27 protein-coding genes are annotated in these 21,634 nt (G+C 62.1%); 20 read left to right on the top strand and 7 right to left on the bottom strand.

Translation table 11 applies throughout. The features are described from left to right. Positions 1-3: 3 nt before the first annotated feature. On the bottom strand, positions 4-498 hold the full coding sequence (locus tag X760_RS45455; protein WP_023717402.1) for a flavin reductase: 495 nt from the start codon (positions 496-498) through the stop codon (positions 4-6). Between the two features lie 180 nt (positions 499-678). On the opposite strand from X760_RS45455, the gene X760_RS45450 reads away from it, so the two are divergent. Together X760_RS45450 and X760_RS45445 are read left to right on the top strand one after the other, a co-directional pair. Continuing rightward, positions 679-1,752 (top strand): branched-chain amino acid ABC transporter substrate-binding protein, encoded by a 1,074-nt coding sequence (locus X760_RS45450; RefSeq protein WP_023717401.1) that lies wholly within the window; start codon positions 679-681, stop codon positions 1,750-1,752. After that, positions 1,752-2,771 (top strand): P1 family peptidase, encoded by a 1,020-nt coding sequence (locus X760_RS45445; protein ID WP_023717400.1) that lies wholly within the window; start codon positions 1,752-1,754, stop codon positions 2,769-2,771. Before X760_RS45450 ends, X760_RS45445 begins: the two co-directional genes overlap by 1 nt. A gap of 46 nt (positions 2,772-2,817) precedes the next feature. Here X760_RS45445 and X760_RS45440 read toward each other — a convergent pair whose 3' ends face one another. Next, a complete protein-coding gene (locus X760_RS45440) occupies positions 2,818-3,072 on the bottom strand; it encodes a DUF2171 domain-containing protein (protein ID WP_023717399.1) in 255 nt (84 codons plus the stop codon). Positions 3,073-3,320: 248 nt separating this feature from the next. Between X760_RS45440 and X760_RS45435 the strand changes: the two genes are divergently transcribed. From X760_RS45435 to X760_RS45420, 4 genes are read left to right on the top strand one after another with little or no spacing between them, the layout of a single operon-like run. Continuing rightward, on the top strand, positions 3,321-4,046 hold the full coding sequence (locus X760_RS45435) for a DUF2259 domain-containing protein (protein WP_023717397.1): 726 nt from the start codon (positions 3,321-3,323) through the stop codon (positions 4,044-4,046). Between the two features lie 11 nt (positions 4,047-4,057). Further along, complete coding sequence (locus X760_RS45430) at positions 4,058-4,558, top strand: hypothetical protein (protein ID WP_031193518.1); 501 nt, start codon at positions 4,058-4,060, stop codon at positions 4,556-4,558. 59 nt (positions 4,559-4,617) lie between these two features. After that, complete coding sequence (gene purB / locus X760_RS45425) at positions 4,618-5,925, top strand: adenylosuccinate lyase (RefSeq protein ID WP_023717395.1); 1,308 nt, start codon at positions 4,618-4,620, stop codon at positions 5,923-5,925. Further along, a complete protein-coding gene (locus X760_RS45420) occupies positions 5,925-6,497 on the top strand; it encodes an alpha/beta hydrolase (protein WP_023717394.1) in 573 nt (190 codons plus the stop codon). Before purB ends, X760_RS45420 begins: the two co-directional genes overlap by 1 nt. A gap of 1 nt (position 6,498) precedes the next feature. On the opposite strand, the gene X760_RS45415 is transcribed toward X760_RS45420, so the two are convergent. After that, positions 6,499-7,311 carry a VOC family protein gene (locus X760_RS45415; protein ID WP_023717393.1) on the bottom strand — a complete coding sequence of 271 codons (813 nt, stop codon included), beginning with the start codon at positions 7,309-7,311 and terminating at the stop codon, positions 6,499-6,501. Positions 7,312-7,582: 271 nt separating this feature from the next. On the opposite strand from X760_RS45415, the gene X760_RS45410 reads away from it, so the two are divergent. Next, on the top strand, positions 7,583-8,131 hold the full coding sequence (locus X760_RS45410; RefSeq protein ID WP_023717392.1) for an alpha/beta hydrolase: 549 nt from the start codon (positions 7,583-7,585) through the stop codon (positions 8,129-8,131). On the opposite strand, the gene X760_RS45405 is transcribed toward X760_RS45410, so the two are convergent. After that, positions 8,128-8,901 carry an HpcH/HpaI aldolase/citrate lyase family protein gene (locus X760_RS45405; protein WP_023717391.1) on the bottom strand — a complete coding sequence of 258 codons (774 nt, stop codon included), beginning with the start codon at positions 8,899-8,901 and terminating at the stop codon, positions 8,128-8,130. The two genes, X760_RS45410 and X760_RS45405, sit on opposite strands and share 4 nt — an antisense overlap. Before the next feature lie 120 nt (positions 8,902-9,021). Beyond that, positions 9,022-9,342 carry a DUF1476 domain-containing protein gene (locus X760_RS45400; RefSeq protein ID WP_023717390.1) on the bottom strand — a complete coding sequence of 107 codons (321 nt, stop codon included), beginning with the start codon at positions 9,340-9,342 and terminating at the stop codon, positions 9,022-9,024. 270 nt (positions 9,343-9,612) lie between these two features. Here X760_RS45400 and purC point away from each other — a divergent pair, with 270 nt between their 5' ends. From purC to X760_RS45365, 7 genes are read left to right on the top strand one after another with little or no spacing between them, the layout of a single operon-like run. Further along, positions 9,613-10,407: a phosphoribosylaminoimidazolesuccinocarboxamide synthase gene (purC, locus tag X760_RS45395; RefSeq protein WP_023674725.1), complete on the top strand. Its 795-nt coding sequence runs from the start codon at positions 9,613-9,615 to the stop codon at positions 10,405-10,407. Between the two features lie 40 nt (positions 10,408-10,447). Continuing rightward, positions 10,448-10,690 (top strand): phosphoribosylformylglycinamidine synthase subunit PurS, encoded by a 243-nt coding sequence (gene purS, locus X760_RS45390; RefSeq protein ID WP_023717389.1) that lies wholly within the window; start codon positions 10,448-10,450, stop codon positions 10,688-10,690. Continuing rightward, positions 10,687-11,244, top strand: coding sequence for an RNA 2'-phosphotransferase (locus X760_RS45385; protein WP_023717388.1), 558 nt, complete (start codon positions 10,687-10,689; stop codon positions 11,242-11,244). The genes purS and X760_RS45385 overlap by 4 nt, the downstream gene beginning before the upstream one ends. Continuing rightward, positions 11,241-11,909, top strand: coding sequence for a phosphoribosylformylglycinamidine synthase subunit PurQ (purQ, locus tag X760_RS45380; protein WP_023717387.1), 669 nt, complete (start codon positions 11,241-11,243; stop codon positions 11,907-11,909). The genes X760_RS45385 and purQ overlap by 4 nt, the downstream gene beginning before the upstream one ends. Before the next feature lie 31 nt (positions 11,910-11,940). After that, entirely contained in the window at positions 11,941-12,606 is a 666-nt protein-coding gene (locus tag X760_RS45375; protein WP_023717386.1) for a glutathione S-transferase family protein, read from the top strand. A 2-nt stretch (positions 12,607-12,608) separates the two neighbouring features. Further along, positions 12,609-13,019, top strand: coding sequence for a hypothetical protein (locus tag X760_RS45370; RefSeq protein ID WP_023717385.1), 411 nt, complete (start codon positions 12,609-12,611; stop codon positions 13,017-13,019). A gap of 4 nt (positions 13,020-13,023) precedes the next feature. Further along, the gene (locus X760_RS45365; protein WP_023717384.1) at positions 13,024-13,665 is read left to right on the top strand and encodes a Pr6Pr family membrane protein; all 642 of its coding nucleotides are present in this window, start codon (positions 13,024-13,026) and stop codon (positions 13,663-13,665) included. An 18-nt stretch (positions 13,666-13,683) separates the two neighbouring features. Here X760_RS45365 and X760_RS45360 read toward each other — a convergent pair whose 3' ends face one another. Beyond that, positions 13,684-13,935, bottom strand: a complete 252-nt coding sequence (locus tag X760_RS45360) for a DUF1127 domain-containing protein (protein ID WP_023717383.1) — start codon at positions 13,933-13,935, stop codon at positions 13,684-13,686. Positions 13,936-14,028: 93 nt separating this feature from the next. Here X760_RS45360 and X760_RS45355 point away from each other — a divergent pair, with 93 nt between their 5' ends. The 4 genes from X760_RS45355 (at position 14,029) to X760_RS45340 (ending at position 18,864) form a co-directional block, all read left to right on the top strand. Then, entirely contained in the window at positions 14,029-15,441 is a 1,413-nt protein-coding gene (locus X760_RS45355) for a PLP-dependent aminotransferase family protein (RefSeq protein ID WP_023717382.1), read from the top strand. Positions 15,442-15,590: 149 nt separating this feature from the next. Then, positions 15,591-17,831, top strand: coding sequence for a phosphoribosylformylglycinamidine synthase subunit PurL (gene purL, locus X760_RS45350; protein WP_023717381.1), 2,241 nt, complete (start codon positions 15,591-15,593; stop codon positions 17,829-17,831). An 86-nt stretch (positions 17,832-17,917) separates the two neighbouring features. Beyond that, positions 17,918-18,151, top strand: a complete 234-nt coding sequence (locus X760_RS45345) for a BolA family transcriptional regulator (RefSeq protein ID WP_023674714.1) — start codon at positions 17,918-17,920, stop codon at positions 18,149-18,151. Positions 18,152-18,171: 20 nt separating this feature from the next. Continuing rightward, positions 18,172-18,864, top strand: coding sequence for a class I SAM-dependent methyltransferase (locus tag X760_RS45340; protein WP_023717380.1), 693 nt, complete (start codon positions 18,172-18,174; stop codon positions 18,862-18,864). 48 nt (positions 18,865-18,912) lie between these two features. Here X760_RS45340 and X760_RS45335 read toward each other — a convergent pair whose 3' ends face one another. Then, positions 18,913-19,551: a phosphodiester glycosidase family protein gene (locus X760_RS45335; RefSeq protein WP_245278518.1), complete on the bottom strand. Its 639-nt coding sequence runs from the start codon at positions 19,549-19,551 to the stop codon at positions 18,913-18,915. Between the two features lie 319 nt (positions 19,552-19,870). Between X760_RS45335 and grxD the strand changes: the two genes are divergently transcribed. Together grxD and X760_RS45325 are read left to right on the top strand one after the other, a co-directional pair. Next, positions 19,871-20,206: a Grx4 family monothiol glutaredoxin gene (gene grxD / locus X760_RS45330; protein ID WP_023674712.1), complete on the top strand. Its 336-nt coding sequence runs from the start codon at positions 19,871-19,873 to the stop codon at positions 20,204-20,206. A gap of 161 nt (positions 20,207-20,367) precedes the next feature. Continuing rightward, complete coding sequence (locus tag X760_RS45325) at positions 20,368-21,612, top strand: multidrug effflux MFS transporter (RefSeq protein ID WP_023717379.1); 1,245 nt, start codon at positions 20,368-20,370, stop codon at positions 21,610-21,612. Positions 21,613-21,634: the final 22 nt, after the last annotated feature.

Below are 21,634 nucleotides of genomic sequence, written 5' to 3'. Positions count from 1 at the left end.
CCTCTACAGAGCGTGGTAGCTGCGGTCGTGATAGATCAGCGGCCGCAAATTATCGCCGGTGCGCAGGCCTGTCACCTTGCCAAAAAGCACACGATGAGTGGCCAAATCCTTGGTGTCGATCAGCTCGCAGTCGAAGACGGCAAGCGCGCCCTTCAACGTCGGCGCACCGGTCGAGATGACGTCCCATTCGGCCAATGCGAAACGCTCCTCGACCGGCAGGCCGGTGATGCCGGAAAAGCCGATCGATAGCGGCTCCTGATCCGAAGCCAGCGTGTTCAGGGCAAATTTGCCGTTTTTCACAAACGGCTCGTTCTTGGGATTTTCACGATTGAGGCAGACCAGGATGGTCGGCGGCGTGTCCGACACCGAGCAGGCCGCGATCACCGTCGCGCCACGCTTGCCCGCCGGGCCATCAGTGGTGACCACATGCACATGGCCGGCAAAATGGGCCATAGCGTCGCGGTAGGCCTGCGGCCCGATTTCATTCTTCTTCAGCACCGATGATTTTCCGTTAGTCAGAACCAGCCGTTATATATGACCGCATATTGCATGCCACAAGCGAAGTGCTTGAGCTATATCCCGAATTCGCGTGTTGCGCCAAAGCTGGCCAGCCTTTAGGTCTTGACGGCATTGGCGCCGGCAAAACACGCGACCGGCGCGGAGGAATTCTTCGCTCGCATGCGACCTTGGACAACCACGATAGCGGTGCTGGCCTGGCTCTCGCTCGCCGGTAGTGCGAGTGCCGAGACGCTGCTGATCGGTGTCGCGGCGCCTTTGTCGGGGCCGTCGGCGATCCTCGGCAAGCAGATCGAGGCAGGCGCGACAATGGCGGCTGAAGCGAGTGATACCGAGATCAGGACGATCGATGACGCCTGCACGGCCGCTGGCGGCGTTGCCGCCGCGCGGGAATTCGCCGCGGCCAAGGTCAAGGTCGTCATCGGTTTTCTGTGCACCGACGCAATCGAGGCGGCTCTGCCGATCCTCAAGGATGCCGACATCCCGGTGATCACCGTCGGCGTGCGCACGGAAAGCCTGACCGACCGGCGCGCCAAGACGGGATGGCCGATCTATCGTCTCGGGCCGCGCGGCGACGACGAGCGCAATGCCGTCGCCGCCACCCTCACCCGCCTATGGCAGAACGAGCTGTTCGCTATCGTCGACGATGGCACGATCTATGGCCGCGAAATGGCCGAGACGTTTCGGTCTGCCGCCGAGCAGGCGGCATTGAAGCCAGTGTTCGTCGACACGTTCCGGCCGCAGCTCGACAACCAGATCGGCCTGATCGGCCGACTGAAGAAAGCCGGCGCAACGCATGTCTTTGCCGGTGGTGACGGCGATGATGTCGCCATTATGGGCCGCGACGCCGGCCAGCTCGATACCGGCATGGTGTTTGCCGGCGGTGAAGCGCTGCGCGCGCCGCTCGGCGACGTGCCTTACGCCGTCGGCACGCTAATGATCGCGCCGCCCGAATGGGTTGACGTCGCCGACCCCAAGGTGCTGCAAAGCTTTGTCGCACAAAACATCGTGCCGGATGGTTATACGCTTCCCGCCTATGCCGCGGTCGAGATCGCCCGCGAGGCCTTTGCGGCTTCCGAAACCTCCGGCAAAAGCCTGGCTGACCTGCTTACTGGACATGACTTCACTACGGCGATCGGGCCGATCCGCTTTGACGAGAAAGGCGACCTGACGCAAAATCCTTATCGTGCCTACCGTTTCGACGGCGGCCGTTTCGTGCGGGCGGAGAGCCAATAATGTTCCATACCGGTCCGCGCAATCTCATCACCGACGTTGCCGGCTTGCGGGTTGGCAATGCGGCGAATGCCAAGCTGAAATCCGGTGTGACCACCGTCATCTGCGACGAACCGGCCGTGGCCGGCGTGCAAATCCTGGGCGGTGCGCCGGGCACCCGCGAAACCGACCTGCTCGAGCCGCACAATTCAATCCATGCCATCCACGCCGTGGTGCTTTCGGGCGGTTCGGCCTTTGGCCTCGACGCCGCGTCGGGGGTACAGGCGGCATTGCGCGAAAGAGGCATGGGCGTCGAGGTCGGCGGCTTTCGCGTGCCGATCGTGCCGGCGGCGATCCTGTTCGACCTGCGCAATGGCGGCGACAAGGATTGGGGCCGGTATCCGCCTTACCGCGACCTCGGCTACGAAGCCGCGCAAGCCGCCGCGATAGACTTTGCGCTCGGCACCGCCGGCGCGGGTGCCGGCGCGCTGAGCTCCGGTCTGAAGGGCGGGCTCGGCTCGGCCTCGACAATGCTGGACAGCGGCGTCACCATCGGCGCGCTCGCCGCCGTCAACCCGACCGGCTCGGTGACGGTCGCCGGGAGCCGCCATTTCTGGGCGGCACCGTTCGAGATCGGCGACGAGTTCGGCGGCTTAGGCTATCCCCACCCGATGCCTGACGGTGCCAGAAAGATCCTGCTGAAGTTCCGTGACAAGCATGCCGCAGAGCAGGCGGAAACCGGCGCCAACACGACCATCGCCGTGATCGCCACTGATGCGGTCCTCACCAAGGCCGCCGCCAAACGCCTGGCGATATCAGCGCATGACGGCTTTGTCCGTGCCATTTGGCCGACGCACACGCCCGCCGACGGCGATCTGGTCTTCGCGCTGGCAACGGGCAAGAGCGGCATCGAGCTCGGGCCCAACGATGCAATCGATCTCTACGCAGCTGCCGGCGCGACGATGGCGCGCGCCATCAGCCGCGGCGTCTTTGCCGCGACGCCGGCCGAGGGCGATCTCTTCCCGGTCTGGTCGTCGCGCTGAACGCGCCGACGCTCATTCGGTGAGCAGTAGTCAGACTGGACTATGATCAGGTGGGGTCGGATTTTTCTTCCTCGAACGTGACCGCAACATCCGAGTTTGCCGACAGGCGCACCTTCTGGCCCTCGACCTCGGCGACGAGGCTGAGAGGAATGAAGTGGTGATGGCCCCTGTGAGCGCCCTCGCCGCTGTCGCGCTTGGTCAGCTTGATGCGATCCCCGTCGATCTTGTCGACGGTGCCGACATGGACGCCGTCGGCGCCGATCACTTCCATACGTTCGCGGATCTTGGCTGCATCGGTCATGGGGGTCTCCCTTAGGGCGCCGCGCGTCCTTTGGACGCGCAAAGGATGCTCTAAACATTTTGAATCAATGCATCGTGCCCTTCCGAAAATCGATTCTGATTTTCGGAAGGCACGATGCGGTGAAGCTGCCGACAATAACAAACGACAGCCGGATTGGATGCATCGACTTCGTGTTTCAGTTAGCACGATCTTTTGACAGCATCGTGATAGGGAATTTAACGACGTCGACTGCCTGAACGGAAAGCCCCATGCGAAATCTTGCCCTGTTTGCCGTCTGCCTGTTCGCCCAGCTTGCAACTTCGGTCGCTGCCTACGCAGGCGATGTCGCCGAGCTTGAGATCCTCGGCTTCAGCCGTGACCGCGGCATCTTCGCCTTCGAAGAATATGGCGTCCAGGACGGATCGGGATTCCCGTATGCCAACCGCTATTACATCGACACGGCCGACGACAGTTTTCTCAAGGGATCGCCGATCCGAGTCCGGCTCGAAGACGAGAATGCCATGGTGGACGCAGCGCGGCTGCAGGCTCGGCAAAAGGGCGAAGCGATCGTCAGTCAGGCGGAACTCACGGCAAATCGCGGCATCACCGCCGGCTTCAACCCGGTGACCGAGCTTTCTGCCGATCCCTTCCGCATGGTGGTCAATCCGCGCCCGATCTTTTCGCCGGTCGACGATCCGCTCGAGTTCCGGCTCGACCAGATCGGCATGAATGACACCGAACGCTGCCAGAGCCAGGGCGAGATCAACGGCTTTCGCCTGCTGCGCATCGAGGCGAAGGACGGCGGCCAGACGAGGATTATTCACGAGGACAAATCAATCCCGCAAAGCCGCGGCTGTCCGAATGGGCACCAGATCGGCGCGGTCCAGACATTTTCACTGGATAGCCTCGGCGCCTATGCCGTGCTGATCGCGGTGCGCCAATACGGCTTCGAAGGGCCGGACTATCGCTGGATCGCGGTAACCGGTCGCCTGTGACGTTCCCCGCCATGCGCTATCGCGCTCTGCGCCGTCTCCGCCGCTCCTTGCCGCCGCTGCGCACCGCTTTTGTCGGTGCCTTGTTGTGGGCCATGGCGATGGGCGCCAGCGCGCTGCTCAATCTGCAGCTGTACGATTGGGAGACCCCGGCGAAGGTCCGCTTCGTCTCGCTGCTTTATGCTGCCGGCGGCGCGCTGGCCTTCCCGGTTGGGCTGTTTCTGGCGCGACTCGTCTCCCTCGGACGCAACTGGGAGATCGCCCTCGCTGCCGCCTTCGTCTGCCTTCTCACCGTGACTATCGCCTTCACCGGCGGCCTCTTTGGGCTGCAATACCGCTCCTACTATGTCCAATGGCATGCGCCCGCGCTCACCATCACCTGGGTTTTCCAGTTCGTGTTCACGATGTTGACGGCGCTCTACCAGTTCGTCGTCCTCGGCATCCGGCTGTATTTTCCGCTCGGTTTCATTGCGCTGGCTGTCGCCAGTGTCTGGTTTGCGCGCCAGCAACGTTGAGCATTTTGCTTGCCTCTGTTAGGACGCGGGCAAATGCTCTTGCAAGTCAGGACCGACTGATGATCCCTCGCTACTCCCGGCCGGAAATGGTGGCCATCTGGTCGCCCGAAACCCGGTTCCGCATCTGGTTCGAGATCGAGGCCTACGCCTGCGACGCATTGGCCGAGCTCGGCGTCATCCCGAAGGAGGCCGCCAAGACCATTTGGGAGAAAGGCGGGGCGGCGAAATTCGATGTCGAAGCCATCGACGAGATCGAACGCGTCACCAAGCACGACGTCATCGCCTTTCTCACCCATCTTGCCGAATTCGTCGGGCCGGATGCCCGCTTCATCCATCAGGGCATGACATCCTCCGACGTTCTCGACACCTGTTTTGCCGTGCAGCTCACCCGGGCCAGCGACATCCTCCTGGCCGACATTGACGGGCTGCTTGCGGCGCTCAAGCGCCGCGCCTTCGAGCACAAGGATACGATTACCATCGGCCGCAGCCACGGCATCCATGCCGAGCCGACCACTTTCGGCGTCAAGCTGGCGCAGGCCTATGCCGAATTCTCGCGCTGCCGCGAGAGGCTGGTGCACGCACGCGAGGACATCGCCACCTGCGCCATCTCGGGTGCGGTCGGCACCTTCGCCAATATCGACCCCTATGTCGAAGAGTACGTGGCCAAGAAACTTGGGCTGAAGCCCGAGCCGGTGTCGACGCAGGTGATCCCGCGCGACCGCCATGCGATGTTCTTCGCCACGCTCGGCGTCATCGCCTCGTCGATCGAGCGGCTGGCGATCGAGATGCGCCATCTGCAGCGCACCGAGGTACTGGAGGCGGAGGAGTATTTTTCGCCCGGACAAAAGGGCTCGTCGGCGATGCCGCACAAGCGCAACCCGGTGCTGACCGAGAACCTCACCGGCCTTGCTCGCATGGTGCGCTCCTTCGCGCTGCCGGCAATGGAGAATGTGGCGCTGTGGCACGAGCGCGACATCTCGCACTCGTCGGTCGAGCGCATGATCGGGCCCGACGCGACGGTGACGCTCGATTTCGCGCTGTCACGGCTGACCAGCGTCATCGACAAACTGCTGGTCTACCCCGACAACATGCTGAAGAACATGAACAAGTTCCGCGGCCTCGTGCATTCGCAGCGCGTGCTGCTGGCGCTGACGCAAGCCGGCATTTCGCGTGAGGAAGCCTACCGGCTGGTGCAGCGCAATGCCATGAAGGTGTGGGAGCAAGGCGCTGATTTCCTTGAGGAACTTTTGGCCGACAAGGACGTTGTTGCAGCCCTGCCTGAGGCCGAGATCCGCGAGAAATTCGACTTGGGCTATCATACCAAGCATGTCGACACGATCTTCAGCCGAGTGTTCGGAGAAGCCTGATGATTTCGGCGGCCGGAGATTTCGATTTTCTTGCCCTGCCCGGCCGCGGCAATTCCGGACCGGATCATTGGATGTCGCATTGGTGCAGGGTGCTCCCCAATTCGAGCCGCGTGCTGCAGGCAGAGTGGGACCGGCCGAAGCCTGAAGACTGGATCGGCCAGGTGGATGCTGCGGTGGCCGCCGCACCGCGCCGCATCGTGCTGCTTGCACATTCGCTGGCAGTGGCGACGGCGGTGAAGTGGGCTTCCGGGGCCAGTCAAAGCCAGCTCGACAAGGTCGCGGCGGCGTTCCTGGTCGCCGCGACCAATGTCGAGGATACCGATCCCTCATTCGACGCGGTGCGCCCGTTCGCGCCGATGCCGCTGAAGCGCCTGCCCTTCCCGGCATTGGTGGTGGCGAGCCGCAGCGACCCGCGCGTCACCTTCGACAAGGCGACCGCTTTTGCCGCAGCCTGGGGCGCGGATATCGCCGATGCCGGCGATCTCGGCCATATGGGAAACGAGGCCCGCCTGGGCGTATGGCCAGCGGGCCTGCTGATGCTAGGACGCTTACTCGAGAAGGCTAACCTCTAGCCTACGCCTTACCGGGAACCGTCCTTATCACTGTGCCCCACGGATCCTCGCGGGTAGTGTCGCTCGCGGCATTGTCCGAACGCATCTCGACCCAGGCCAGGCCGGAGCGGGAGGGATCTCGGCGACCGGCACCCGGGCTCTGCCACGCATTTGCGCCAATGTGGTGATGATAGCCGCCGGACGACAGGAACACCGCCGCGCCACCATATTTTGCCACCGTGTCGAAACCGAACTCCTGGTGCCACCATGCTTCGGCTTCTTCCGGCCTGCCGACCCGCAAATGGACGTGGCCGATAATGCTGTTTTCCGGCGCGCCCTGCCAGCCGGTGTCGCCGGCCGGCACTTCGGCAACCACCGAAGGGATGTTCAGCCGCTCCGTCGCCATCGCGATCTTGTCGCCGTTCCATTTCCAGTCCTGCGGACGGCGGTCGGCATAGATCTCGATGCCGTTGCCTTCCGGGTCGGTCAGATAAAGCGCCTCGCTGACCAGATGATCGGACGCGCCCTCGATGCCAATCTTGCCGGCGATGGCGTGATTGATCCAGCGGCCGAGATCGGCCCGACTGGGTAGTAGGAAGGCGGTGTGGAAAAGACCGGCGCTGCGCGGGTCATCCGGTTTCGCAGCCGGATCCGCTTCGATGTCGAGCAAAGGACGATTGACTGCGCCGAGCGTGATCGTGCCGCCGGAGCGGCTCAGTTCCTGCAAACCGACGACTTTGCGATAGTAGGCAGCGAGATTTTCTGCATGGCGCGCCCGCAAGCCGACGCGGGCAACGCTGACCGGGGTCGTCGCGGCAAAAGGCAGTTCGCTCATCAAAGTGCTCCGTTCAGGCGGCGCTCGACAAGCTTCCAACAGAGGAACCCGGCGCCATCAATCATTCTACGCCGTGTCCGTGCCAAAATCTCGGAACAGCCATTCTTTCCTGGCGACAGATCGTCGATCGCGATCGTTCACACAAGAGCGCAAGAAGCGAACATGGTGTTCACAATAGCGAGCAGAACCGGGCTCGTGAGAGGCCGTTTGCGTGTCGCTGTTGAGTTTATACCCGGTTGCACCCGACAGCGCCTCTCGCTACATGCGCGCCATGAAAGTCAGGGAAGCAGATATTCTCATCGTGCCGGGCTACACCAATTCCGGCCCCGATCATTGGCAGAGCCGCTGGCAGTCGAAACTATCGACAGCGCGCCGCGTCGAACAGGCGGAATGGTCGAAGCCGGTGCGCGAGGATTGGACGGCCGGTGTCGCCAAGGCGGTTAACGAGGCCGAGCGGCCGGTCGTCATCGTCGCCCATTCGCTTGGCGTCGCCGCGGTCATCCAGGCCTTGTCTCGGTTCGAGCGGCCGGTCGCCGGCGCTTTTTTCGTGGCGCCGCCCGATGTCGCCAATCCAAAGATAAAGCCGAGGCACCTGATGACCTTCGGTCCCTATCCGCGTGACCCGCTGCCGTTTCCGTCGGTGGTGATCGCCAGCCGCAACGACCCGTTCTGCGCCTTCGGCGTCGCCGAGGACATTGCCGCGGCTTGGGGCTCGCTGTTCATCGACGCCGGCGATGCCGGCCATCTCAACGCGGATTCCGGCTTTGGCCCCTGGCCCGAAGGGTCGATGACGTTCGCGAAATTCCTGACGGATCTCTAGGAAGCGATTGAACCCCTGACGCTGCTCAGCAGGGTCTTTGCCCCAAGCGAAATCAGCGAATGCTCGGAACCCATCGCCAGCAGCCGGTAACCCATCGACACCACGCGACCGGCGATGGCCGGTTCCATCACATAGATCGCCGCATGCTTGCCGGCTTTGCGGGTGCGCTCGGCGATCGAGGCGACGGTCTCCATCATGCTCTCCAGCGTCGAACTGACGGTGGTTCCCTTCGACCAGGCGATCGAGAAATCCGACGGGCCGAGGAAGATCCCGTCGATACCCGGCGTGTCGAGAATGCCGTCGAGTGCATCAAGCGCGGCGCGCGTTTCGACCATGGCGAACGCCATGGTGCGCTGGTTACTGTCGCGCAGCCAGTCGGCATAATCGCCCTTGCCATGGCGCGGAAAGGCATAGGTCGGCCCCCAGGAGCGCTCGCCGAGTGGCGGGTATTTCATGGCGGCGGCAAACAGCTTTGCGTCCGCCACCGAATTCACCATCGGGGCGATCACAGCCTCGGCGCCGAAGTCGAGCGCGCGGCTGGCCATGTCGAAGCGGCCGACCGGGATGCGCACCAGCGCCGGCTTGTTGGCCGCCAGCACCGGCACAAGCCCGCGCAGCACGCTGTCCTCGTGATGGCCACCATGCTGCATGTCGAGCGTAACCGCGTCGAACCCTTGTCTGGCCAATATCTCGACAGTCAGGGCATCCGGCACGCCGGACCATGCGGTGAACAGCGTCTCGTCGGCCGCCAGGCGTGACTTCAGGGACATTGGTGATTTCCTCTTTGCTTGCAGCAATTCAGCCGGAAATGACCGCAAAGGCAAAGAAAAACCGCCCGGTTAGGCCGGGCGGTCGATTGGTCCAGCATTCGATCGATGTCGGTGGAAGGATCAGGTGTTCTTGATCTGCTCAATCGCCTGCGCCATCAATTCATCCATGGTGCGGCGGATCTGATGGTCCGACTGGTCGATGCCGGCTGCATCGAAATCCTTGCGTATCTTGCGGAAAACGTCGTGATCGCCGGCTTCCTCGATGTCGCTGACGACCACTTCCCTGGCATAGGCGTCGGCCTCGGCGCCTGACTTGCCGAGCTTTTCGGCAGCCCACAGGCCGAGCGCTCTGTTGCGGCGTGCCGCAGCCTTGAATCGAAGTTCCTCGTCGAATGCGAATTTGCGCTCAAAGCCCTCTTCGCGGTCTTTCATGCTGCTCATGGCATCCCTCCGTGAAATCCGATTCGTTGTGCCAATATGTGTTGCCGGAGCACAAACCAAAAGGGCGCCGGCCGGTCAATATGCTACATTGCCTGCTGCGCTGCGGCATTTCGGTCCCCGAAAGCGGTTGATTGAAAGGATTTGCCGATTGAGCAAACAGTGCGATTGGGATAGACACCGGCATTGAACCCCACCGTCGCCATCTTATTTTAGGCAGACGGACAGGAACTGGTCGCTTGCCGCCTGCCCGCAAATCCAGAGAAAAATCAGATGAAAAATCGCCGCCGCATTTATGAAGGCAAGGCCAAGATCCTTTATGAGGGACCGGAGCCTGGCACGCTGATCCAGTTCTTCAAGGACGACGCCACCGCTTTCAACAAGAAGAAGCATGAAATCGTCGATGGCAAAGGCGTGCTCAACAACCGCATTTCCGAGCACATCTTCAATCATCTCAACCGGATGGGCATTCCGACCCACTTCATCCGCCGGCTCAACATGCGCGAGCAGCTGATCAAGGAAGTCGAGATCATCCCGCTCGAAGTGGTGGTGCGCAACGTCGCCGCCGGCTCGCTGGCCAAGCGCTTGGGCATCGAGGAAGGCACCGTGCTGCCGCGCTCGATCATCGAATTCTATTACAAGGCCGATGCGCTCGACGATCCGATGGTATCGGAAGAGCACATCACCGCCTTCGGCTGGGCGAGCCCGCAGGAGATCGACGACGTCATGGCGCTGGCCATTCGCGTCAACGACTTCCTTTCCGGCCTGTTCATGGGCGTCGGGATCCAGCTCGTCGATTTCAAAATCGAATGCGGCCGCCTGTTCGAAGGCGATATGATGCGCATCGTCGTCGCCGACGAGATCTCGCCGGATTCCTGCCGGCTGTGGGACGTGGCGACCCAGGACAAGCTCGACAAGGACCGCTTCCGCCGCGACATGGGCGGGCTCGTCGAAGCCTATCAGGAAGTTGCCCGCCGCCTCGGCATCATGAACGAGAACGAACCGCCGCGCCCTGCCGGACCGGTGCTCGTCGCATCGACCGACGGTGTCAAAGGCAAGCCGCACTGACGGCTTGCCCGCTCAACAGGTGAACAGGAGCATGTCCAGCGTGATCAAGGCCCGCATTACCGTAACCCTCAAGAACGGCGTGCTCGACCCACAAGGCAAGGCAATCGAGCATGCGCTTTCCGGAATGGGTTTCGGCGGCGTCGGCCAGGTGCGGCAAGGCAAGGTTTTCGATATCGAGCTTGCCGAGGGCGACAAGGCCAAGGCCGAGGCCGATCTGAAAGCTATGTGCGACAAGCTTCTGGCGAATACGGTGATTGAGAATTACGCGGTGGAGATCGGCTGAGCTTGTCGAAAGACATCCAGATATCGAAGTTCATGAGTCTTGTTTTACGCCATGCTCCCCATGAAGCGGGGCTGACTTTGGATGAGAACGGTTGGACTGATCTCAACAAACTTTGCGCGGCGATTCAGGCGAAGTTCGGCACATCCGCCGCCGAGGTTGTTCGGATCATCGACGAGAACCCGAAAAAGCGCTTTGCAATCGACGGTGATCGTGTCCGTGCGGTTCAAGGCCACAGTGTCGAGATTGATCTCGGCCTGTCGCCATCAATTCCTCCAACAGTCTTATATCACGGCACCAAGGAAGAGTTTCTCCCCAGCATCTTACGAGAAGGCTTGATCAGCCAGTCTCGGCAGCACGTTCATTTGTCAAAAGACATTGAAACAGCTGTGATCGTCGCACAGCGCCGCAAGGGGAGAAGTGTTATCCTGCGGATCGACTCGGAAAACATGGCCAAAAACGGCGCCTTATTTTTTCTTTCCGAAAATGGCGTCTGGCTGACCAGCCATGTTTTGCCGCGATATCTGTTCCAACTCAACGAGCATGAATTCTCATGAAATCAGCCGTCGTCCTGCTCCCCGGCCTTAATCGCGACCGTGACATGATCGCGGCGCTGACCAAGATTTCCGGCACGCCGCCGGTCACCGTCTGGCAGACCGACACTGAAATTCCCGATGTCGACCTGATCGCCATTCCCGGCGGCTTTTCCTTTGGCGATTATCTGCGCTGCGGCGCTATTGCCGCGCGCATGCCGGTGATGCGGGCTGTGGCCGAAAAGGCGGCCAAGGGCGTCACGGTCATCGGCGTCTGCAACGGCTTCCAGATCCTGGTCGAGGCCGGCCTGTTGCCGGGTGCATTGATGCGCAACACCTCGCTGAAATTCGTCTGCCGGCAAGTCAAGCTGCAGATCGCCAATGCCAACACGATGTTCACCCGCCGCTATCAGCCGGGCCAGGTCATCCGCGCGCCGGTGGCGCATCATGACGGCAATTATTTTGCTGATGCCGAAACGCTGGCCCGCCTCGAAGGCGAAGGCCAGGTGGTGTTCCGATATGCCGAAGGCACCAATCCCAACGGCTCGATCAACGGCATTGCCGGCATTGTCAACGGCCGTGGCAATGTGCTCGGCCTGATGCCGCATCCCGAGAACCTGATTGAAGCGGCGCATGGCGGCAGCGACGGCCGGGCGCTGTTCGAAAGCGCGCTGGGCATCGCCGCTTGATGCATTCAATCTTCCTCCTGGAGCGACGGTCATGAAACTCTATTCGCGACCGCTGTCGCCCTATTCGTCGATCGTGCGGGCGCTGGCCTACATCAAGAACGTGCCGCTCAAGGTCATTGCACCGCCGCCTGGGTTTCCCATTCCCGAGGCATTCCGTGCCATCTCCCCGCTCAACCGGATTCCAGTGCTGATCACCGGCTCGGGCGAAACGATCGTCGAATCCGTGGTCATTGCCGAATATCTGGAGGAGCGCTTTCCCGAGCCAGCGCTGCTGCCCAAGGATTCGAAAGACCGGGCGTTGGTGCGCATGTTCGCCCGCATCACCGACCTTGACGTGCTCGCCCCAACGATGAAGCTGTTCGAGCTCTATTTCGTGCCGCAGCGCAACGAGGCGGACATCAAGGCACAGTTCGCCCGATTGCATCACGGGCTTGCGGCAATCGAGGCCCGCATGGCGCATGGCCCGTTCGCGCTCGGCGACGACATCTCCTTCGCCGATGCGTGGCTGACGCCGACCCGCTTCGTCTTCAACAATTTCAGGGCGACGATCGGCCGCCCCGACCTGCTTGACGCCTATCCGAAATTCGATGCCTATGAGCAAATCGCCTTGCAGCATCCGGCGCTGTCGCGCGTCTGGGGTGAGATGACAGACGGTCTGAAGATCTTTCTGTCCGAACTCGAGATGGGCGCCGCTTGACCATGCGATTGACACTCGCCCGCCTCGCCGTCGCTACTGCCGCCGGGCTTGTACTCGCCTCATGCCAGTCAAGCCCGAAGAGCACGCCGGCGCCGGCGGGCAAGAGCGCGTCACTGCTTGCCATGGAGCAGGTGGCAATAGCTGCCCACAAATGCTGGATCGCCAGCAAGGACCCTGCCTTCAAATCCTATCAGATGGCCAACGAGCTGAATTCGTTCAGCGGCACGCCGCGCTTCCTGCTGGTGCCGGCCAAACATTATGGCGGAAAGCCGTTGCTGGTCGTGCAGGCGCAAGGCAATTCGAGCCGCGTCGACGTGTTCGGCCCATTGATGGCGGAACCGCTCGGCGGCCGCATCGGCTCGGACATTGCCCGCTGGCAGGCCGGCAATCCGGCCTGTGGCGCTGCTGCCTAGCCCAATGGGTCGCTTGCTGCAGATCACCGGTCTGGTCGTCGGCCTGGCCGGGCTCGTCCTGCAGCTCTGCATCACCGTCCCGGCATCAATGGAAGCCGGCCGCGGCTTTGTCGGCTCGCTGGTCTTCTATTTCAGCTTCTTCACCATCCTGACCAACATCGGCGCGGTGCTCGTCCATGCCTCGTTGCTGTCGTCGACGGGTTATGCCTGGTTTCCGGCCTTTGCCGGGCCACGGATAGGGGCGGGCGTAGCCGTCGCCATAAGCCTGGTCCTCATTATCTACGCCACGGTCCTGGCGCAGCTTTGGCAGCCGCAAGGGCTGTTCCTGCTCTGCGACGTGCTCCTGCACTATGTGACGCCGGTGGTGTTCGTGCTGTGGTGGCTTGTGGCGGGCGCCGACGGCTCGACGCGATGGCGTGACATCTCGTGGTGGATGATCTATCCGATCGCCTATCTGGCCTACGCGCTGCTGCGGGCGCCGATCGTCGGCGAAGTACCCTATCCATTCCTCGACGTCTCCAAACACGGGGCGGCCAGCGTCGCCGTCTCGGCTCTGGCCATCACCGGGCTTTTTCTGGTTCTGTGTATCGTGGCCGTGCTTGTGGACCACGGCGTATCGAGGCTCAGGGCGGCGGGCGTCCGCTAAAGTGCGGTGCCTCAACCCTCAGTCCCAGAACGGCCTGAGGCCCTCACGATGGGCATCACAACGCGTAATGCCTATGTCCTTGAGCTGGTCGTCGGTCATCTCGAGCAGGACCAGCCGGCTGCGCCGACGATCCATTAGCCTGCCAATCCATCTCGCGAAGGATCCGAGCGTACGCACCAGCCGACTAACATAGGTTGGCCGGCCTAACGGAGGCGCCACCTGCATCTGCAATTCAGCCCTAACGGGGCGGATTGTCTCTATTGTAGCCATTTTCTTTCTGCCAAAACTTCGGATTGTACCCTTCTCGCCGCCGATCTGATATGTATTGACTCACATCCTGGTGCAATGTAAAAAATTGTCACCATGACAACTTGGCTTCCAGATCTTACCGCGGGTACCGGCCCGCTCTATCAGCGGCTTGCCGATTCCATCGAGACGGACATCGACCGCGGCCTGATCGGTGCAGGGGCAAAGCTGCCGCCGCAGCGCGATCTGGCATACGACATCGGCACGACCGTCGGCACCGTCGGCAGGGCCTATCAATTGCTGCGCGAGCGGGGATTGGTCAGCGGCGAGGTGGGCCGCGGAACCTATGTTCTCGCTCAGCAGTCGGAAAGCGCAAAGCCGGATTTCCTGGAGCCGGTCGAACAAGGCACGCGCTATATGGATGCGCCCGGCGACAAGATGCGCTTCGATAGCACCGCCGCACCGGATGTCGGCCAGGGTGCCATCGTCGCCGATGTGTTGACACGCACGGCGCAAGACCATCCGCATGAGATTTCAAGCTACACGCGTGATTTCCCGGACCGCTGGTTCGAGGCCGGCAGGCGCTGGCTGTCGCGCAATTCCTATCGCCCGGCGGCGGATGCCATTGTCCCCACGCTCGGCACCCACGCCGCGGTGATGGCAACAATTGCGGGGCTCACCGCCCCCGGCGACTATGTCGTCTTCGAGCACCTCACCTATTCGCAGATCTCCCGCAGCGCCGGCCTGATCGGTCGCCGGACCGCACTGGTGGCGGCTGACGACGAGGGCATCGATCCCCAGGATTTCGAGCGCGTCTGCGCACAAAAGCACCCGAAGATGATGTTTTTGATGCCGACGGCCAAGAACCCGACGCTGACAACGCTGTCGGCATCGCGCCGCGAGGCAATCGCGCATGTCGCCCGTCAATATAACGTCGTCTTGATCGAGGACGATCTCTATGGCGGACTGACCGACGACCCGACGCCTTTACTGGCCGAATATGCTCCCGAACGGACCATCGTTGCCGGCGGCCTGTCGAAATCGGTCGCGGCGGGTGTTCGCGGCGGTTGGCTCGCTTGCCCGCCGGCCTATCGTCACCGCATCCGGGTTGCCCATAAGATGATGACGGGCGGCCTGCCCTTTCTGCTGGCGGAGGTGGGCAGCCGGCTGGTGTTGTCCGGTCAGGCCGCCGAGATGCGCAAGCGCAGCATTGCCGAGATCGGTGCGCGCATCGCGATCGTGCGCGAGACACTCGACGGCTTCGACTTCAAGGCGCTGGATAATGTGCCGTTCGTCTGGCTCACTTTGCCGGACCCATGGCTTTCCGGCACTTTCAAACAGGCTTGCCTCGAACATGGCGTGCTCATCGACGACGAGGACGAGTTCAAGGCGGGGCGTTCCGAACAGGCCTTTCACGGCGTGCGGTTTGGCATCTCGCAGCCGCGACAGCGGGACGATATTGCGCACGGCGTCGCTGTGATCCGGCGGCTTCTGGACGAAGGCCGCGCCGGCTACGACAGCTTTTCCTGAACCGGCTTGAAACCGGCGGGTCGAGTGGCGATCTTCCGCTACTTGCGGCAAGCTGTTGCTTTCCGTCGTTTTAGTCATCCGACGGGGTGTATCGGCTGCAAAGCTTGCGATAAGACGGGACTCGATCCCAAGGACACAAATTGCCGATCATGACCATTTCCAATTCCGTGCCGATCACTCCGGAACTCATTGCCGCGCACGGGCTGAAGCCCGACGAGTACCAACGCATCCTCGACCTGGTCGGGCGCGAGCCGAGCTTTACCGAACTCGGTATTTTTTCCGCGATGTGGAACGAGCATTGTTCCTACAAATCCTCGAAAAAATGGCTGCGTACGCTGCCGACCACCGGGCCGCAAGTCATCCAGGGCCCGGGCGAGAATGCCGGCGTGGTCGACATCGGCGACGGCGACTGCGTCGTCTTCAAGATGGAGAGCCATAACCATCCCTCATATATCGAGCCTTATCAGGGAGCGGCGACCGGCGTCGGCGGCATCCTGCGCGATGTCTTCACCATGGGCGCGCGGCCGATCGCGGCGATGAACGCGCTGCGCTTCGGTGCGCCGGATCATCCCAAAACCAGGCACCTCGTTGCCGGCGTCGTTTCCGGCGTCGGTGGCTATGGCAATTCCTTCGGCGTGCCGACGGTCGGCGGGGAGGTCAATTTCGACGCCCGCTACAATGGCAATATCCTGGTCAATGCGTTTGCCGCGGGCCTCGCGAAGACGGACGCAATCTTTTTGTCCGAGGCCAAGGGCGTCGGCCTGCCGGTCGTCTATCTCGGCGCCAAGACCGGTCGCGACGGCGTCGGCGGCGCCACCATGGCCTCGGCCGAATTCGACGACAAGATCGACGAGAAGCGGCCCACGGTCCAGGTTGGCGATCCCTTCACCGAAAAATGCCTGCTCGAAGCCTGCCTCGAACTGATGGCGTCCGGCGCCGTTATTGCCATCCAGGACATGGGTGCCGCTGGTCTCACCTGCTCGGCGGTCGAAATGGGCGCCAAGGGCGACCTCGGCATTGAGCTCGATCTCGACAAGGTGCCGGTGCGTGAAGAGCGCATGAGCGCTTATGAGATGATGCTTTCGGAGAGCCAGGAGCGCATGCTGATGGTGCTGCGCCCCGAAAAGGAAAAACAGGCCGAGGCGATCTTCCACAAATGGGGCCTCGACTTTGCCATCGTCGGCAAGACCACCGACGATCTGCGCTTCCGCGTGCTGCACCAGGGCGACGAGGTCGCCAACCTGCCGATCAAGGATCTCGGCGACCAGGCGCCGGAATATGACCGTCCCTGGGTCGAGCCGAAGAAGCCGGCGCCATTGGGCGCCGGCGATGCACCGCAAACCGATGTGGCCGAGGCTTTGCTGAAGCTGCTTGGCGGGCCGGACCTGTCCTCGCGCCGCTGGGTGTGGGAGCAGTACGACACGCTGATCCAAGGCAATTCGTTGCAGCTTCCCGGCGGCGATGCCGGCGTCGTGCGGATCGACGGTCATCCGACCAAGGCGCTCGCCTTCTCCTCCGACGTGACGCCGCGCTATTGCGAGGCCGACCCCTACGAGGGAGGCAAGCAGGCGGTGGCCGAATGCTGGCGCAATCTTACCGCCACCGGTGCCTTGCCGCTCGCGGCCACCGACAACCTTAATTTCGGCAATCCGGAACGGCCGGAGATCATGGGTCAGTTGGTCGGCGCGGTGAAAGGTATTGGCGATGCCTGCAGGGCGCTGGGCTTCCCGATCGTCTCCGGCAACGTCTCGCTCTACAATGAGACCAACGGCCAAGGCATACTGCCGACACCAACCATCGGCGGCGTCGGGCTGATTGCCGATTGGTCGAAAATGGTGCGGATCGGCTTTGCCGCCGAAGGCCAGATGATCGTGCTGGTCGGCGCACCGACCATGTGGGGCACGCATCTTGGCCAATCGGTCTATATGCGCGACATCCATGGCCGTGCCGACGGCCCGCCGCCGCCCGTCGATCTCGATCACGAAAAGCGCGTCGGTGACCATGTGCGGGCGCTGATTGCGTCGGGCGTCGTTACCGCGGCGCATGACGTTTCCGATGGCGGCATCGCGGTGGCGTTGGCCGAGATGGCGATGGCCTCCGGCATCGGCGCGACCATCCCCGGCCTGATCGGCACCGATCCGATCCCGGTCTGGTTCGGCGAGGATCAGGGCCGCTATCTGCTGACGCTGTCGATCGACCCGCAGAGCGAGGCGTGGGATGCCATTCGCGAACAGCAAAGCAAGCTCGGCATTTTTGCACCGTGGATCGGCTCGACCGGCGGCAGCGAACTGAAGCTGGGCGAGGCACGTGCGATACCGGTCAGTGAATTGACCGCTGCCCACGAATCCTGGTTCCCTCGCTTCATGGCAAATGAGGTCGTGGACCCGTGATGTGATCGAGTGGAGCCGTTTCACTGTGGTTCATCCGCCGTTTCGACCATATCTATGAGTTCACGACCTGAACAAGGAATCCTCGCATGGCAATGGACGCCCACGACATCGAACGGCTGATCAAGGAAGGCATTCCGGACGCCAAGGTGACGATTCGCGACCTGGCCGGCGATGGCGACCATTATGCGGCGGAGGTGGTGGCCGAAAGCTTTCGCGGCAAAAGCCGCGTCCAGCAGCACCAGATGGTCTATGACGCGCTGAAGGGCAACATGGGCGGCGTGCTGCACGCGCTTGCCCTGCAGACCAGCGTGCCGGACTAATTCTACGCAAGCGGGAAGTCATGGCCAAAGGCGACAGCGATCCGGTTGCAGTCAGTGCCTATGCTTCCTTTGCCGAGCGCTATGATGCGCTGGCGCCGATCAAGCCGCACAATGCCCTCTACGAACGGCCGGCCTCGCTGGAGTTGCTGGGCGACGTGACGGGTCTGAACATACTGGACGCCGGCTGCGGCTCCGGTATCTGCTCGGAAAAGCTGGCTCGCTCAGGTGCGCGGGTAAGTGCCTTCGACATTACGCCGGAAATGCTGGCTTTGGCACGTCAGCGCTGCGCTGGGCTCGATGTCGATATCCGGCTTGGCAATGTCGAAAGGGCCCTCGACTGGCTCGCGGATGGCAGTTTCGACCGCATACTTTGCTCGCTGGCGCTCGACTATGTCGAAAAACTGGAGCCGGTATTCGCTGAGTTTCATCGCGTCTCCTGCCCGGGCGGCTGGCTGGTGTTCTCTATGGGCCATCCAATGCGCGACTGGCAGGACACGCGCACGCGCGGGACGAAAACCTATTTTGAAACGAATCGCTGGGGCATGCATTGGGGAGGTTTTGGCGAGCCCAATCCCTATGTTGAATCCTATCGCAGACCGCTCGGCGATATCCTCAACGGCCTTGCCGATACGGGCTGGACGCCGACCGCTTCGTCGAGCCGCTTCCCGCGCCTGAGATGGAAATGGTCGACCCCAGGCATTTTGCCGAACTGAGTTTGGCGCCTGCATTCATAGGCGTGCGTGCGCACGAATAAATTTCCCTCACCTTTTCGCCGAAACGGCAATGATCGGCCCGGCCGGATAGTTTCCACCAACAATCATCCGCTCGCCATTCGACAGCGCCGAAACGACCCCGTCGAAGAAAAGCGCATTGGGGCAATTGAGCGCATCTCGAAACAGCCGTGCGAAGCTGCCGAGGCTGACTTCAGAGCGCGAGATCGCCAGCACGACGGTGTTTTCGTCACGCACGCCGACGCCGTTGCGGATATAGCGCGATGTGCCGTTCTGCTCGAATCGAGGATGAAGCCGTCCGTCGATCACCAGCATCGGGCCGGATTGCGTTGCGACCATCACGTCCGGCCTGGCCGCGGCATAGGCACTTGTCTCCATGACCGCCGCCTTGCCGTCCTTGCGGACCACGAATACGCCATTCGGTTTCAGGAAGAAATTGCCTTCGCTGTCGGCGACGTTGAGCGGCGCCTTCTCCCGGCCGTCTTCGACGAGAAGGCCGACTGGGGTCAGATCTTGGTGATACATGCCGGCGTTCATGGCGAGCAGCACCGGCCGGCCCTGATCCGCCATCGCCTTGTCGAATTTGTCCAGGGAACCGAAGGCCTTGCCGTCGAGGCCTACGTGGAACACACCGATGTCATAGCGGCGCAGATCGATTTCGCAGACCACGTAGGCCGGCCGCCTCGAAGCTCGCGTCGCGGCACGGCGCCGGCAATTCACCGCCGACGACGAGGGGTGGCTGTCTCGGCGACCTGGCCCACCAAATCAAGGCCAGTGCGGCGAGCAGAACGGCGAGGAGGAACCCGGCGAGATATCGTCTTTTCATCGCGCCTCGGGAAAGATGGTGGCCAACGGCTTGGCACAAGATCAGACGTTCCTTTGCGCCATTTGCATGGCAAGGCGGCAAACATCTTGTTTCGCGCAACCCATGGGTTTATTTGAAGGGTAATGTTCGAGCCTGACTCCCACAGGCATGAAAGGGTATTCCATGAGCGGCATCAACGACTACATCGACAATGAAGTGAAGGGCAACGACGTTGTTCTCTTCATGAAAGGCACGCCCGGCTTCCCGCAATGCGGATTTTCCGGCCAGGTCGTGCAGATCCTCGACTATATCGGCGCCGACTATAAGGGTGTCGACGTGCTGACGTCGGCCGAGCTACGGCAAGGCATCAAGGACTATTCCAACTGGCCGACCATCCCGCAGCTCTACGTCAAGGGCGAATTCGTCGGCGGCTGCGACATCATCCGCGAGATGTTCCAGGCGGGCGAATTGCAGACCTTCCTCGTCGAAAAGGGCGTCAGCGTCAAAGGCGCCGCCTGACTTCTGTTTTGCGTATGGCTCTCCGAAGATCGACTGCGATTGTCGGGGTCATGCGCTTAGCGCCGGGGCACCTTGGCAAAAAGTTGTGCCCGCTATCGGGGCAATGAACGAATGGATGCGTCGGCACGCCGGCGCATTTTCGTTTGAAGATCGGACTGGCCGTGGATCAGCAAGCACAAGCGCAGCAAAAGGCAAGCACCTTGCCTATTCCGCGCTGGGAATTCATCGCGCTATGCGCGGCGCTGATGGCGCTCAATTCGCTGGCCATCGACATCATGTTGCCGGCGCTGCAGCAGATCGGCGCCTCGCTCGGCGTCGAAAATGAAAACCACCGGCAATATGTGATCACCGCCTACATACTGGGCTTCGGCGGTGGGCAATTGTTCTTCGGGCCCGTCTCGGACCGCTTCGGGCGCCGCGCTCCGCTGGTTGCCGGGCTGGTGATCTATGTTGCGGCGGCGGGCGCTGCTGCAGTCGCCCCGTCATTCGCCACGCTTCTGCTATGCCGGGCCGTGCAAGGCATCGGCGCGGCGGCGACGCGCGTCATTGCCGTCTCGATCGTGCGCGATACGTTCGACGGAAGGCGCATGGCCGAAGTCATGTCCTTGATCTTCATGGTGTTCATGGCAATTCCGGTGGTGGCACCCGGTATCGGCCAATTCATCATGCTGTTTGCGACCTGGCACGTGATCTTCGTCACCATGGCGGCCGGCGCGCTGATCGTGTCCGCCTGGTCGCTGTTGCGCCTGCCCGAGACACTACATCCAGAATATCGCCGGCCGCTGACGCTGTCCTCCATCATCGGCGGCTTCCGCATCGTTCTCACCAACCGCATCGCGCTCTGCTACGCCTTCGCCAGCACCTTCATCTTCGGCGCCATGTTCGGCTTCATCGCCTCGGCCCAGCAGATCTATGTCAGCGTGTTCGATGTCGGCGAGATGTTCCCGGTCATCTTCGCGGGGGTTGCCGGCGTGCTTGCTTTTTCCAACTACCTCAACTCGCGCCTCGTCGGCCGCATCGGCATGCGCCGTCTGTCGCAAAGCGCGCTGCTGCTGTTTCTGGCCATCAGCCTTGCCTGGCTGGTCGTTTCCATCGAAATGAAGATGCCGCTCTGGCTCTTCATTACTTTCTTTGCCTGCGCCATGGTACCGTTCGGCGCGCTCGGCGCGAACTTCAACGCGCTCGCCATGGAGCCGCTCGGTCACCTGGCCGGCACCGCCTCGTCGATTCTCGGGTTCATGCAGACATTTCTTGGCGGCATCCTCGGCACGCTGATCGGCCAGGCCTTCAACGGTACGGTAACGCCGCTGGCCGCCGGGTTCTGCAGCGTGTCGGTGGCGGCGCTGCTGATGATTCTCATCGCCGAGCGCGGCAGGCTGTTCCAGCCGCAAAACCCGCCGGTCTAGTTTTACGCGCTGGCGGATAAAA

The sequence above is a fragment of the Mesorhizobium sp. LSHC420B00 genome, from assembly GCF_000503055.1.
Classification (GTDB): Bacteria; Pseudomonadota; Alphaproteobacteria; order Rhizobiales; family Rhizobiaceae; genus Mesorhizobium.
Note: the sequence above shows the minus strand (reverse complement) of the source record. Positions and strands in the feature narration are given on the sequence as shown.

What these genes read in the sequence shown, in the direction of transcription:
- X760_RS45450 (WP_023717401.1), top strand. Translation starts at nt 679, where the DNA reads ATGCGACCTTGGACAACCACGATAGCGGTGCTGGCCTGGCTCTCGCTC.
- X760_RS45445 (WP_023717400.1), top strand. Translation starts at nt 1,752, where the DNA reads ATGTTCCATACCGGTCCGCGCAATCTCATCACCGACGTTGCCGGCTTG.
- X760_RS45440 (WP_023717399.1), bottom strand. Translation starts at nt 3,072, where the DNA reads ATGACCGATGCAGCCAAGATCCGCGAACGTATGGAAGTGATCGGCGCC.
- X760_RS45435 (WP_023717397.1), top strand. Translation starts at nt 3,321, where the DNA reads ATGCGAAATCTTGCCCTGTTTGCCGTCTGCCTGTTCGCCCAGCTTGCA.
- X760_RS45430 (WP_031193518.1), top strand. Translation starts at nt 4,058, where the DNA reads ATGCGCTATCGCGCTCTGCGCCGTCTCCGCCGCTCCTTGCCGCCGCTG.
- purB (WP_023717395.1), top strand. Translation starts at nt 4,618, where the DNA reads ATGATCCCTCGCTACTCCCGGCCGGAAATGGTGGCCATCTGGTCGCCC.
- X760_RS45420 (WP_023717394.1), top strand. Translation starts at nt 5,925, where the DNA reads ATGATTTCGGCGGCCGGAGATTTCGATTTTCTTGCCCTGCCCGGCCGC.
- X760_RS45415 (WP_023717393.1), bottom strand. Translation starts at nt 7,311, where the DNA reads ATGAGCGAACTGCCTTTTGCCGCGACGACCCCGGTCAGCGTTGCCCGC.
- X760_RS45410 (WP_023717392.1), top strand. Translation starts at nt 7,583, where the DNA reads ATGAAAGTCAGGGAAGCAGATATTCTCATCGTGCCGGGCTACACCAAT.
- X760_RS45405 (WP_023717391.1), bottom strand. Translation starts at nt 8,901, where the DNA reads ATGTCCCTGAAGTCACGCCTGGCGGCCGACGAGACGCTGTTCACCGCA.
- X760_RS45400 (WP_023717390.1), bottom strand. Translation starts at nt 9,342, where the DNA reads ATGAGCAGCATGAAAGACCGCGAAGAGGGCTTTGAGCGCAAATTCGCA.
- purC (WP_023674725.1), top strand. Translation starts at nt 9,613, where the DNA reads ATGAAAAATCGCCGCCGCATTTATGAAGGCAAGGCCAAGATCCTTTAT.
- purQ (WP_023717387.1), top strand. Translation starts at nt 11,241, where the DNA reads ATGAAATCAGCCGTCGTCCTGCTCCCCGGCCTTAATCGCGACCGTGAC.
- X760_RS45375 (WP_023717386.1), top strand. Translation starts at nt 11,941, where the DNA reads ATGAAACTCTATTCGCGACCGCTGTCGCCCTATTCGTCGATCGTGCGG.
- X760_RS45370 (WP_023717385.1), top strand. Translation starts at nt 12,609, where the DNA reads ATGCGATTGACACTCGCCCGCCTCGCCGTCGCTACTGCCGCCGGGCTT.
- X760_RS45365 (WP_023717384.1), top strand. Translation starts at nt 13,024, where the DNA reads ATGGGTCGCTTGCTGCAGATCACCGGTCTGGTCGTCGGCCTGGCCGGG.
- X760_RS45360 (WP_023717383.1), bottom strand. Translation starts at nt 13,935, where the DNA reads ATGGCTACAATAGAGACAATCCGCCCCGTTAGGGCTGAATTGCAGATG.
- X760_RS45355 (WP_023717382.1), top strand. Translation starts at nt 14,029, where the DNA reads ATGACAACTTGGCTTCCAGATCTTACCGCGGGTACCGGCCCGCTCTAT.
- purL (WP_023717381.1), top strand. Translation starts at nt 15,591, where the DNA reads ATGACCATTTCCAATTCCGTGCCGATCACTCCGGAACTCATTGCCGCG.
- X760_RS45345 (WP_023674714.1), top strand. Translation starts at nt 17,918, where the DNA reads ATGGCAATGGACGCCCACGACATCGAACGGCTGATCAAGGAAGGCATT.
- X760_RS45340 (WP_023717380.1), top strand. Translation starts at nt 18,172, where the DNA reads ATGGCCAAAGGCGACAGCGATCCGGTTGCAGTCAGTGCCTATGCTTCC.
- grxD (WP_023674712.1), top strand. Translation starts at nt 19,871, where the DNA reads ATGAGCGGCATCAACGACTACATCGACAATGAAGTGAAGGGCAACGAC.